Below are 11990 nucleotides of genomic sequence, written 5' to 3'. Positions count from 1 at the left end.
GGTCCGGGCGGCCGCCCGGACCTTGGCTCAATCGCTCTAATCCCACGAAATCTCTCTCGTGTAGATACAAGGTGGCTCGGCGAAGCCGAGACGGAGAGGGGGAATGGCTCGACCTTGCCTTGCTTCGGCGACAACTCGCCAGCGTCGCAGGCCTCTCTCCGACCGCTTCGCGGCCACCTCTCCCCGCTTTGCGGGGCGAGGAACCCAAGCTTTGCTACCGCTCTTCCCGCCGAAACGGCTTGAGCAGCGCCGACGGTGCCACCGCGTTGCGCGACATCACCGCCATGGCGACGATGGTGAAGATGAACGGCAGCATCAGGAACGCCTCGTAGGGGATGTGTCCGAGCCCGCTGGCCTGCATGCGCAGCTGCAGCGCATCGACGAAGGCGAACAGCAGTGCCGCACCCGCCGAGCGCCACGGATCCCAGCGGCCGAACACGACCAGCGCGATCGCCACCCAGCCGCGCCCCGACACCACGCCGAAGGTGAAAGCGTTGAACTGCGCCATCGACAGGAAGGCGCCGGCCAGCCCCATCAGCGCCCCGCCGAGGATGACTGCCTGGAAGCGCGTGGCGGTGACACTGACCCCCGCCGAATCCGCGGCGCGCGGGTTTTCGCCGACCATGCGCACCGACAGGCCCCATGGCGTGCGGTAGAGCACGAAGGCGGCGAGCGGAATGGCGAGGATCGCCATGTAGACCAGCGCGAACTGGTCGAACACCGCCGTCCCGAGCACCGGGATGTCAGACAGGAGAGGGATCGGCAGCGTCTGAAAACCCTTGATGCTGGGCGGCACTGATTGCTGGCCGAAGATCAGCCGGTAGAGGAAATAGGCGAGGCCCGACGAGAACAGCGTCACGCCGATGCCGCAGACGTGCTGGCTGAGGCCGAGCGCCACGGTGAACAGCGCATGCAGCGCGCCCATCAGCATGCCGGTGAGCACCGCCGCCAGCACGCCAAGCCACAGGCTGCCGGTGAGGCTGGCGGCGGTGAAGCCCGTCATCGCCGACAACAGCATGATGCCTTCGATGCCGAGATTGAGCACGCCGGCCCGCTCGGAAAACATTTCGCCGAGCGTCGCGAAAGCCAGCGGCGTGGCAATGCGGATGATCGCGGCCAGGAAGCCGACCTGGAATATTTGTTCGAACACCGCGCTCATCGGGCAACTCCGACGCGACGGATGCGATAGGCGGTGAACAGCAGCGCCACAAGCATGGCAAGCAATGCGGTGCCCTGGATGACGTCGCTGAGGAAGGCCGGCACGCCGGTCGCCCGCGACATCGCCTCGGCGCCGGTCATCACGGCGGCAAGGAAGATCGCCGCCGGCACGACGCCGAGCGGATTGAGCCGCGCCAGCATCGCAACGACGATGCCGGAATAACCGTAGCCCGGCGAGATGTCGCTCATCACCTGGAAATGCACGCCGCCGACCTCGCCGACGCCGGCCAATCCGGCCAGCGCGCCGGACAGCAGCGCCGTCGAGATCAGCACCCGCTCGACGTGGATGCCGCCATATCTGGCGGCTTCCGGGTTTTCGCCGGTGACCCTGATCCTGAAGCCGAGCGTCGTACGCACGATCAGGAACCAGATCAGCGGCGCCGCGATCAGTGCCGCGACGACGCCGAGATGCAGCCGCGTGCCTTCGAGCAGCACCGGGAAATTGGCCGAATCCTCGATCGGCGGCGAGATCGGATAGCCGCTGAAACTGTCCTTCCACGGCCCCTCGATCAGCGCCATCAAGGCGTAATAGATGACCGAGTTGAGCAACAGCGAACTGACGACATCATCGACCTTGAATTTTACTCTGAGCGTCGCCGGCACCAACGCGACTGCGGCTCCCGCTGCGGCGCCCGCCACCGCCATCAAGACCATGGCGAGCGGCCCCGGCATTGGAATGGCGCCGACAAAGCAGCTGGCCACGGCACCGGCCAGCAATTGCCCTTCGGCGCCGATGTTCCAGAATTTTGCTCGGAAGGCGACCGCGACCGCCAGTCCGGTGAAGATCATGGGTGTTGCACGCACCATCGTTTCGGTGATCGCATAGCTGTCGCCCAGCGACGCCGTGAACATCACGCCATAAGCTTCGAGCACGCCGGCGCCGGCCAGCGCAATCAGGCCGCTGCACAAGATGAGCGTTGCTCCGATCGCCAGCAATGGCAGAGCGAGGTTGAACCAGGCAGGAGTGCTTGTCCGGGCTTCCAGGCGGAACATTAGGCGGCACCCTCTGTTCTGTCTGTCGAACAAGAATTCTGACGAAGAGGGACCCCCACCCCTAGCCCCTCCCCACAAGGGGGAGGGGAACTCTCGCAGGCACTGACCACGACAAAACAGCAGAAGTCCGGGCTCAGAAGCTGTGTGAACGGCGAGCGGCAGCATCCCCCTCCCCCTTGTGGGGAGGGGTTAGGGGTGGGGGTCAGCGCCGCCGGAAGGTCCATCTAGGCTCTTCCCTCCGCCCCGGTCATCATCAGGCCGAGCCGTGCGATCGTTGCATCGGCGCTGTCGAGCGTGCCGACGATGCGGCCCTCATACATCACCGCGATGCGGTCGCAGAGCACCAGCAGTTCTTCGAGATCCTCGCCAATGACGACGATGCCGCAGCCCTTGGCGCGCATGTCGAGGAATTTTTCGTGGATGAAGCGGGCGGCTCCGATGTCGAGGCCGCGCGTCGGCTGCGAGACAACAAGCACCTTCGGATCGAAGGCAAGCTCGCGTGCCAACAACGCCTTCTGCAGATTGCCGCCGGACAGCGCCCCGGCGCGGGTCATCGGCCCGGGGCACCTGATATCATAGGCCTTGATCTGCGCCTCAGTGAAGGCGCGGATCGCATCGGGCTTGAGCAGGCCCCTGCTGCTGAACGCTGTGGTGCCGATGCGCGGCAGCACCATCGAATCGGCCAGCGGCAGATTGGTCACCAGTCCGGTAGTCATGCGGTCTTCCGGGATACGGCCAAGTCCGAGCGCCTGCACCTCGCGCGGCGAGAACCGCGAGACCTTTTGGCCGGCAATCGTCATCCGGCCGGCATCGGGCGCCCGCACGCCGGAGATCACCTCCGCCAGCGCCCGCTGGCCATTGCCCGACACCCCGGCAATGCCGAGGATTTCGCCGGCACGGACGGCAAGCGATACGTCGCGCAGCGCCGTGCCCGAATGATGCGAGGTTGAGATACCGTCGAGCGTCAGCACATCAGCACCCGGCGCCGATGGTCCCCGCGCCGGCGGCACGATCTCATGGCCGCACATCAGTGTTGCCATCTCCGAGGATGTCGTGTTGGCCGGGTCATCGACGCGGCCGGCAACGCGGCCATGCCGCAGCACCGTGCAGCGATGCGTCAGCGCCCGCACCTCGTTGAGCTTGTGCGAGATGAAGATGATGCCGAGACCTTGCGCCGCCATAGAACGCAACGCCGAAAACAGCCCGTCGACCTCGCTTGGCGCCAGCACCGCCGTCGGCTCGTCGAGGATCAGCAGCCTGGCGCCACGAAACAGCGCCTTGACGATTTCGAGCCGCTGCTGCTCGCCGACCGACAGCGCCGAGACCGGCAGGTCCGGGTCAAGCACCAGCCCATGCTGGCGGCCGATCTCGGCCAGCCGCGCCAGCCCGCCGGCGCGGTCGATCCGTCCTGTCTTGCCGGGAATGCCGATGAGCAGGTTTTCCAGCACCGTCAGCCGCGGCGCGAGGTGAAAATGCTGGTGCACCATGCCGATGCCGGCGGCCAGCGCATCGGCGGAACTGGTGATCCGCACCGTCTGGCCCTGGATGAGAATCTCGCCGGCGTCGGGCGCATAGGCGCCGAACAGCGCATTCATCAGCGTCGTCTTGCCGGCGCCGTTTTCGCCCAGTAGCCCGAGGATCTCGCCGGGCGCGACGCTGAGATCGACGGCCTCGTTCGCCTTGACGGCGCCAAAGCTCTTGGTGATGCCGCGCATTTCGATGAGTGGGGCGGACAAGGATGCTCCTGCGGAGAGAGGCTCTGCTTCACCCTCCCCCTTGTGGGGAGGGTCGGCTCGCAGTCGGAGCGAAGCGGAGATTGCGAGACGGGGTGGGGATGCGCCCTACGAGGACCCCCACCCCGCTCCGCTTCGCGGATCGACCCTCCCCACAAGGGGGAGGGTAAAGAAATCAATCCGAAACCGGCGTATTCTCGTCCACATCCACCCGGAAATTGCCTTCCAGAATCTCCGCCTTCTTCTTTTCGACCAGCTCCTTGACGTCCGCCGGCAGCGTCTTGTCGAACTTGTGGTAGGGCGCCAAATGCGAGCCGCCCTTGGCCATGCGCGAGAAATCGCCATAGTCCTGCGCGGTGAAGACGCCGGCCCTGACCAGTTTGATCGCCTGCTCGACCGTCGGATACATGTCCCAGACCGGACCGGTGATGACCGTGTCGGGGCCGAGACTCGACTGGTCGGACATGTTGGAGATGGCGAGGATCTTCTTGTCCACCGCGGCTTCGATGACACCGAAGCGCTCGGCGTAGATGACGTCGACGCCGGCGTCGATCTGCGCGACCGCCGCTTCCTTGGCCTTGGGCGGATCGAAGAACGAGCCGATGAAGGCGACCTTCTTCTTGATGTTGGGATTGACCTCCCTGGCGCCGGCGAAGAAGGCGTTGACCAGCCGGTTCACCTCCGGAATGCCCATCGCCGCGACGGCGCCGATCGTACCCGACTTCGACATCTTGCCAGCGATCATGCCCGAGAGATAGGCGGGCTCGTGGATCCAGTTGTCGAACACCCCGAAATTGGGTTCCGCCGGGCCGGCGCCGGAGCCGAACAGCCAGGCGGTCTTCGGGAACTGCTTGGCGGTGCGGCGCGATTCGCGCTCGGCGGCGAAGGCGTCGCCCAGCACCAGTTGGTAGCCGCCTTGCGCATATTCGCGCATGACGCGGCTGAAATCGGCGGTCTGCACCTTCTCCGACCATTTGTATTCGATGCCGAGTTCCTTCTCGGCCTTCTGCAGGGCGACATGGATCTGGTTGTCCCATGGCTCCTCGATCGGCGTGGCGAAGATCGCCGCCACCTTCAGCTTCTTGTCCGCCGCGAAGGCGGCGCCCGGCAGCATCGTTGCCGCCAAACCAAGCGCGCCCAGCTCCAGCACATTGCGTCGCGAAAGCCCTTCGCGTTTTATCTGCGATTTATTGTTCCGGTTTTCCATTGCATTCCCCTCTGTTCGACAGCCATGTCGAGCCGGCTGTTCGTGAAAATGTCAGACGGGGAAGTATGGAACGACGCCAGACTTTTGTCCACGTGGTCAAATTTGAACCGCGCACCGGATTCTTGATCTTAGCCGGCCAAGCAAGGGCCGCCGATCAAACCCGTTCCAGCGCGACCGCGATGCCCTGGCCGACACCGATGCACATCGTGGCAAGCGCATAACGGCCGCCACGTTCGCGAAGCTCCAGCGCCGCCGTGCCGGAGATGCGGGCACCCGACATGCCCAAGGGATGACCAAGCGCGATGGCGCCGCCATTCGGGTTGACGTGTTCCGCATCCTCGGCAATGCCAAGCTGGCGCAATACGGCGATGCCTTGCGAGGCAAAGGCTTCGTTGAGCTCGATGACATCGAACTGTTTTGGCGTCAGGCCAAGTCGCGCGCAGAGTTTTTGCGTCGCCGGCACCGGGCCGATGCCCATGATGCGCGGCGCCACACCGGCGGCGGCACCACCGAGGATGCGGGCGATCGGCGTCAGGCCGTATGTCTTCACCGCCGCCTCGGAAGCGACGATCAGCGCCGCCGCGCCGTCATTGACGCCGGAGGCATTGCCGGCCGTCACCGTGCCGCCCTGCCGGAACGGCGTCGGCAGCTTGGCCAGCGCCTCGACCGTTGAGCCCGCGCGCGGATGCTCGTCCTTCGCGACGACGATCGGATCGCCCTTGCGCTGCGGGATGGTCACCTCTGTGATTTCCTTCGCCAGCCGGCCATTGGCTTGTGCAGCGATCGCCTTGTCCTGGCTGCGCACGGCAAAGGCGTCCTGGTCGGCCCGCGACACCGCAAAATCCTCGGCGACGTTCTCGCCAGTTTCCGGCATCGAATCGACGCCATACTGCTTCTTCATCAGTGGGTTGACGAAGCGCCAGCCGATGGTGGTGTCGTAAATCTCGGCATTGCGCGAAAACGCCGTGTCGGCCTTGGGCATGACGAAGGGTGCCCGGCTCATCGATTCCATGCCGCCCGCGATCATCAACTCCGCTTCGCCGGCCTTGACAGCTCTGGCTGCGATGATCAGCGCATCCATGCCGGAGCCGCAAAGGCGATTGACGGTCGAGCCCGTAATCTCCTTCGGCAAGCCTGCCAGCAGCAGCGCCATGCGCGCCACGTTGCGGTTGTCCTCGCCGGCCTGGTTGGCACAGCCATAGACGACATCGTCGACAGCCTGCCAGTCGATGCCGGCATTGCGCTCGACCAATGCCCTCAGCGGTATCGCGCCAAGATCGTCTGATCGTACCGAAGACAGTGAACCGCCGAAGCGGCCGATCGGCGTGCGGATGTAGTCGCAGATATAGGCCTCGGCCATGTCATGCAGCCTTTGCTTTTCCGGTTCCCTCATGCGCCGCCTTGGTGCGGGCCTGCAGGTCGCGCAATGTCTTGAGTTCGAGTTCGCTTGGCGCCGGCGTTTCGTCAAGAGTATCAGTGAACTTAACCACCCAGCCACAGCTCTCCTGCACCTGCTCACGGGTGACGCCGGGATGCAGCGACACGACGGTGAACTCCTTGCTCACCGGATCCGGCTTCCAGATGGCGAGATCGGTGATCAGCAAGGTCGGGCCTGATGTCTCGATACCAAGCCGTTTGCGATGATCGCCGCCCTCGCCATGGCCGAAGGAAGTGAAGAAATCGATCTTCTCGACCATGCCGCGCTTGGTCTGCGCCATGGTGATGTAGATCTCCTTCGACGACGTCGCGATCTCCGGCGCGCCGCCGCCGCCGGGTAGCCTGGTCTTTGGGTGAAAATAATCGCCGATGACCGTGGTGTTGATGTTGCCAAACTTGTCGAGCTGCGCCGCACCGAGGAAGCCGATCGAGATGCGCCCACCCTGCAGCCAGTAGCGGAACATCTCCGGCACCGCGACGGTGGTGACGGCGGTTTCGCACAATTCGCCATCGCCGATTGACAGTGGCAGCACGTCGGGCGCGGTGCCGATCGTGCCGCTCTCGTAAATCAAGGTGATGTCGGGCGCATGCGTCAGCCGCGCCACATTGCAAGCGGCGGATGGCGCGCCGATGCCGACGAAACAGACATCGTCATTGCGCAGCGCGCGGCTGGCGGCGATCGTCATCATCTCGTTGGGGGTGAAGCCCTGATTGTCGCTCATGCCGCTTTCCTCAGATGCTCGACCCGGGCCTCGAAATCGCCGGCACTCTTCTCGATGACGTTGGCCCGCATCCACGCCTGGAATTTCTCGCGGTCGGCGGCGATTTCGTCCCATTCGAGATAGGCGGCATTGTCGCGCGCATAATAGCCATGCGCGTAGGACGGATGCGAGCCTCCGGGCACGACCGATATCGCGGCAATCGTCCAGCGCGGCAGCACGGTCAGGTTGGGGTGCAGATCGTCGAAATTGTCGACCACTTCCTCGACCGTCACCACCGCGCGTTTGGCCGCCAGCACCGCTTCCTTCTGGATGCCGATGATGCCTTCGACCAGCACATTGCCTTTCTTGTCGGCCTTCTGCGCATGGATGAAGGTGACGTCAGGCCGGATCGAAGGAACAGCGGCCAGCACCTCGCCGGTGAACGGACAGGTGACAGACTTGATGTTCGGGTTGACCGCCGCGAGGCCAGCACCGCGATAGCCGCGAAACACCGCGCAGGGCAGGCCGGCAGCACCCGCTTCATAGGCGTTGGCCATGCCGGCATGGCTGTGCTCCTCGATTTCAAGTGAGCGCGGGAAACCGTTCTCGATGGCATCGCGGGCGCGGCGCAGCAGGCCGACGCCGGGATTGCCGACATAGGAGAAGACGATCTTCTTCGCCATGCCCATGCCGATCATCTGGTCGTAGATCAGGTCCGGCGTCATGCGGATCAAGGTCAGGTCGCGAAAACCCTGGCGGATCGCCTCATGCGCCGCTGCCGTCGGGATCAGATGGGTGAAGCCCTCGAAGGCAGCCGTGTCACCATCTTTCAAATTCTCGGCCACGGCCTGTTTGAGCGGCAGGAACTTGACCATCGCATCGGCTCCAGGCTGAGAAAGTTCGTATTGCGAACATATGTTTTATATGCGATACTTTCTATGCTGAGCAGAGGCGTGGAGTCAATCCTGACGCCGATGTCGTTCTGCGGAGACAAGATGGACGAAGAGGCTGTTTCCCGTGATCATGTCGGCTCGCTTGAACGCGGCCTTGCCGTCATGGAGATCCTGGCCCGCCATCCCTCGGGCATGACGTTGACTGAAATGGCCGAGGAAGCGGGCCTGACCCGCGCCGGCGCCCGCCGCTTCCTGCTGACACTCACCGCCACCGGCTATGCAACACAAGCCGGCCGCGTGTTCTCGCTGTCGCCGCGCCTGCTGACGGTTGCCCGCACCTGGCTCGGCGGCGCCTCGCTATGGGCCTTCGCCGCCCCCATCATGCGCGCGGTCGCCGCACAACTGAACGAGGCCTGCTCTGCGGCCATCCTGTCGGGTGAGGATGTCGTCTACGTCGCCCGCATTCCCGGCCGCCGCATCCTCAGCGTGTCGCTCGATGTCGGCACCAGGCTGCCGGCCTATTGCACCTCGATGGGGCGCATCCTGCTGGCCGGGCTGACATCAGGGGAATTGGACGCATTCCTCGGCCAGGCGACCATCGAGAGACGGACGCCGAAGACGATCACCAACAGGCGTTTGTTAGCCAACGCCATCGCCAAGGCGAAGGCTGACGGCTTTGCCATCGTCGATGAGGAACTAGAACTCGGCCTGCGCTCGGTCGCCGTACCGATCCGCGACCGAGCGGAGCGCACGGTCGCGGCCATCAACGTCTCGACCCAGTCGGCACGATTTTCGGTCGCGGAGATGGAGCGGGAGATACTGCCGGCACTACTGGAGGCCAGGCAGCGGATTGAGGATTTCTTTGTGGTTTAAGAAGCTTCATCCAACCTTCGACGTCGGCGGGACAGCACCCCCCTCTGGCCTGCCGGCCATCTCCCCCGCAAGGAGGGAGATCAGCTGTTATCGCTGTTATCGCGGCTTTCGCCAATCTACACCGTTATAGGGTGATCGCAGCGCTGAACCTGCCAATCTCCCCCCTTGCGGGGGAGATGTCCGGCAGGACAGAGGGGGGTGTGAAGGATCGCTACGGTACTATTTGTGCCGTTGCAGCAACGCCCCCTCAATGCTTGATCCGATCCCGCATCGCATACCAAAGCATGCCCAGCACATAGAGCGGACCGCGCAGCGCCGTGCCGCCCGGGAACGGCATCGGGGTCAGCGTCGAGAACAGATCGAGCCGCGAGACATCGCCGGTGATCGCTTCGGCCAGCAGCTTGCCGGACAGCGTCGACAGGATGACGCCCTTGCCGGAATAGCCATGCGCGAAATAGACCTCGCCATAGTGCCCTACGTGCGGCAGCCGCGATGTCGTCACCGACACAAGCCCGCCCCAGGCATGATCGATGCGGCAGCCCTTGAGCTGCGGAAAGGTCTTTTCCATATGCGGCCGCACGAAGCCGGCGATATCGGCCGGCGGTGAAGGCGTGTAGCGCTCGCCGCCGCCGAACAGCAGGCGTCCATCCGCCGACATCCGGTAGTAGTTGACGACGAAGCGGGTATCGGAGACCGCGACATTGGCCGGGATGACGTTGCGCTTGCCCTCAAGCGGCTCGGTGGCGACGATGTAGTTGCCGACCGGCATGATGCGGCTGTTGACGCGCGGCTCCAGCCCGTTGAGCAGAGCGTCACCCGCCAGCACGACATGTCTGGCCCGAACCGATCCCTTTGCGGTCGAGACCCGGATCGAAGGCTCACGCTCCAGCCGCACGGCGACCGAATTCTCGTGGATGGTGACGCCGGCAGCAACCGCTGCGCGGGCAAGGCCGAGCGTATAGTTCAGCGGATGCATGTGGCCGCCGAGCGGCTCATACATCGCGCCATGGTAGGGTGTATCGACCTTGGCTCGGGCTTTAGCCGCCGATAGGATTTCCGCATGCGGGAACTTCATCACCGTGGCCAGGCACTCGGCCTCTTCCTCGAGATCCCTAAGGTCGGAGCCGTTGACCGCGCCGACCAGATGGCCGGTCAGCCTGAGATCGCAGTCGATGGCATGCCGCTCGATAATATCGAGCACCAGCCCGCGCGCCTCGAAGGCAAGATCGAACAGCACCTTTGCCCGCTCGGACCCGTAGAGTTTGACCAACCCCTTGGCGCCCTTGCGCAGGCCGGGGATCATCTGGCCGCCGTTGCGTCCCGAAGCCCCCCAGCCAATCTTGCCGCCTTCGAGCAGCACCACCTTCAGCCCGCGCTCGGCGGCGTGAAGGGCGGCGGACAACCCTGTGCAGCCGCCGCCGACAACCACCAGGTCAGCATCGACATCGCCGACCAGCGCCGGATGGTCCGGCGCCCGATTGGCCGTGGCGACATAATAGGATTTACCGATATCGAGGCCCGAATTGAAACCCGTTGAACTGGAAGCCATGATCACACCTTCAGCAGCAGGTGGTCGCGTTCCCAGCTCGTCACCACGCCTTGGAACAGGTCGAGTTCGACGCTCTTGACGCGCAGATAGGTCTGGAAGAAATCCTCGCCGAGCAATTCCCGCACCGGATCGCAAGCAGCGAAGCGGTCCAGCGCCTCCTCCATGGTTTTCGGCAGCGTGCTCTTGATCTTGTAGGCGTTGCCCGACGCCTCGGGCGACCGTGCGAGCTTTTGTTCGACACCGAGGTAGCCGGCGAGAAGCGAACCGGCGATCGCCAGGTAAGGATTGGAATCCGCACCCGGCAACCGGTTCTCCACCCGCCGCGCGGAGCGGCCGCCGGCCGGCACGCGCAGGCCGCAGGAACGGTTGTCATGCGACCATTCGATGTTGGCCGGCGCGCTGTGGTTCGGGCGGATGCGGCGGAACGAGTTCACGTTCGGTGCGAACAGCGGCATGATTTCCGGGACATATTTCTGCAGGCCGCCGATGAAATGGCCGAACATCTCGGTGTCGGCATCGTCGCTGCCTGCAAACACCGTCCTGCCGGCCTCGTCGATGATGGACATGTGCAGATGCATCGAGCTTCCCGCCTGCGCCGCGATCGGCTTGGCCATGAAGGTCGCATGCATTCCGCTTTGCTGCGCGGCCTGGCGCGTCAACCGCTTGAACAGCAGCACCTTGTCGGCCAGCGGCAGCGCATCGCCATGCAGGAAGTTGATCTCAAGCTGCGCCGTACCTGACTCGTGGATCAGCGTGTCGAGCGGCAAGCCGGCTGCCGCGGCGTAGTCGTAGATGCGGCGGATCACCGGCTCGAACTCCTCGAGCGCGGCCATGTCATAGGGATGCTGCACACCCTCGGCACGGCCATTGGCACCGACCGGGGCGGTCAGCGGCTGGTCGGGATCGGGATTGGGCGCGGTGAGATAGAATTCCAGCTCGGGCGCCACCACCGCCCGCCAGCCGCGCTTGGCGTAGAGATCGAGCACGGCGCGCAGCATATGGCGCGGCGAGGCCATCCAGGGCCGGTCGTCCATATGGAAGGCATCGGCAAAGACATAGGCCTTGCCGGGAGCGGCACCCGGCGCCAGGCAGAGCGTCGATACATCAGGCACCATGCGCATGTCCGGATCCGAATAGGCAAAACCCTCGTCGATCGAGCCGGAGTAGCGGCCGTCGATGCTGACCAGGAAAGCGCTGCTCGGCAGATAGAGCGCGCGGTCTTCAAGCGCCTGGAGGAATTTGGCCGTCGGCAAGGCCTTGCCGCGCAGGACGCCATTCATGTCGGGCACCAGGCACTCGACTTCGTTGATGCCGTGCCGGACCAGCCAGGCTTTGGCATCGGTACCGCTGGAGAGCGAGATGTTCGTGTTGTTGTCAGGCATTTCG

General features: G+C 64.4%; 10 protein-coding genes. 1 reads left to right on the top strand and 9 read right to left on the bottom strand.

Annotated features, from left to right (window positions below; genetic code table 11):
• Window positions 1–214: 214 nt before the first annotated feature.
• From NKK51_RS28940 to NKK51_RS28910, 7 genes are all read right to left on the bottom strand, one after another.
• Window positions 215–1159 carry an ABC transporter permease gene (locus tag NKK51_RS28940; RefSeq protein ID WP_352555568.1) on the bottom strand — a complete coding sequence of 315 codons (945 nt, stop codon included), beginning with the start codon at window positions 1157–1159 and terminating at the stop codon, window positions 215–217.
• On the bottom strand, window positions 1156–2211 hold the full coding sequence (locus NKK51_RS28935; protein ID WP_023811182.1) for an ABC transporter permease: 1056 nt from the start codon (window positions 2209–2211) through the stop codon (window positions 1156–1158). The genes NKK51_RS28940 and NKK51_RS28935 overlap by 4 nt, the downstream gene beginning before the upstream one ends.
• 224 nt (window positions 2212–2435) lie before the next feature.
• Window positions 2436–3947 (bottom strand): ABC transporter ATP-binding protein, encoded by a 1512-nt coding sequence (locus NKK51_RS28930; RefSeq protein WP_502902517.1) that lies wholly within the window; start codon window positions 3945–3947, stop codon window positions 2436–2438.
• Between the two features lie 172 nt (window positions 3948–4119).
• Entirely contained in the window at window positions 4120–5151 is a 1032-nt protein-coding gene (locus tag NKK51_RS28925; protein WP_127296611.1) for a BMP family protein, read from the bottom strand.
• A gap of 154 nt (window positions 5152–5305) precedes the next feature.
• Window positions 5306–6511, bottom strand: coding sequence for a 3-oxoadipyl-CoA thiolase (gene pcaF / locus NKK51_RS28920; RefSeq protein ID WP_352555573.1), 1206 nt, complete (start codon window positions 6509–6511; stop codon window positions 5306–5308).
• Window position 6512: 1 nt separating this feature from the next.
• Complete coding sequence (locus NKK51_RS28915; RefSeq protein WP_352555566.1) at window positions 6513–7310, bottom strand: CoA-transferase subunit beta; 798 nt, start codon at window positions 7308–7310, stop codon at window positions 6513–6515.
• Complete coding sequence (locus tag NKK51_RS28910; protein WP_023811186.1) at window positions 7307–8164, bottom strand: CoA transferase subunit A; 858 nt, start codon at window positions 8162–8164, stop codon at window positions 7307–7309. The genes NKK51_RS28915 and NKK51_RS28910 overlap by 4 nt, the downstream gene beginning before the upstream one ends.
• Before the next feature lie 120 nt (window positions 8165–8284).
• On the opposite strand from NKK51_RS28910, the gene NKK51_RS28905 reads away from it, so the two are divergent.
• On the top strand, window positions 8285–9055 hold the full coding sequence (locus NKK51_RS28905; RefSeq protein ID WP_352555572.1) for an IclR family transcriptional regulator domain-containing protein: 771 nt from the start codon (window positions 8285–8287) through the stop codon (window positions 9053–9055).
• 247 nt (window positions 9056–9302) lie between these two features.
• Here the strand turns inward: NKK51_RS28905 and NKK51_RS28900 are convergent, their stop codons facing one another.
• A complete protein-coding gene (locus NKK51_RS28900) occupies window positions 9303–10604 on the bottom strand; it encodes an NAD(P)/FAD-dependent oxidoreductase (protein WP_352555564.1) in 1302 nt (433 codons plus the stop codon).
• Between the two features lie 2 nt (window positions 10605–10606).
• Complete coding sequence (locus NKK51_RS28895) at window positions 10607–11986, bottom strand: glutamine synthetase family protein (protein ID WP_352555570.1); 1380 nt, start codon at window positions 11984–11986, stop codon at window positions 10607–10609.
• Window positions 11987–11990 lie beyond the last annotated feature (4 nt).

This window comes from Mesorhizobium sp. M0011 (assembly GCF_040324155.1).
Lineage (GTDB): Bacteria > Pseudomonadota > Alphaproteobacteria > Rhizobiales > Rhizobiaceae > Mesorhizobium.
This window is presented reverse-complemented; position numbering and strand designations above follow the sequence as displayed.

Excerpts from the sequence above, each read along its gene's own strand:
- NKK51_RS28940 (WP_352555568.1), bottom strand. The coding sequence starts at position 1,159 with ATGAGCGCGGTGTTCGAACAAATATTCCAGGTCGGCTTCCTGGCCGCG.
- NKK51_RS28935 (WP_023811182.1), bottom strand. The coding sequence starts at position 2,211 with ATGTTCCGCCTGGAAGCCCGGACAAGCACTCCTGCCTGGTTCAACCTC.
- NKK51_RS28925 (WP_127296611.1), bottom strand. The coding sequence starts at position 5,151 with ATGGAAAACCGGAACAATAAATCGCAGATAAAACGCGAAGGGCTTTCG.
- pcaF (WP_352555573.1), bottom strand. The coding sequence starts at position 6,511 with ATGGCCGAGGCCTATATCTGCGACTACATCCGCACGCCGATCGGCCGC.
- NKK51_RS28915 (WP_352555566.1), bottom strand. The coding sequence starts at position 7,310 with ATGAGCGACAATCAGGGCTTCACCCCCAACGAGATGATGACGATCGCC.
- NKK51_RS28910 (WP_023811186.1), bottom strand. The coding sequence starts at position 8,164 with ATGGTCAAGTTCCTGCCGCTCAAACAGGCCGTGGCCGAGAATTTGAAA.
- NKK51_RS28905 (WP_352555572.1), top strand. The coding sequence starts at position 8,285 with ATGGACGAAGAGGCTGTTTCCCGTGATCATGTCGGCTCGCTTGAACGC.
- NKK51_RS28900 (WP_352555564.1), bottom strand. The coding sequence starts at position 10,604 with ATGGCTTCCAGTTCAACGGGTTTCAATTCGGGCCTCGATATCGGTAAA.
- NKK51_RS28895 (WP_352555570.1), bottom strand. The coding sequence starts at position 11,986 with ATGCCTGACAACAACACGAACATCTCGCTCTCCAGCGGTACCGATGCC.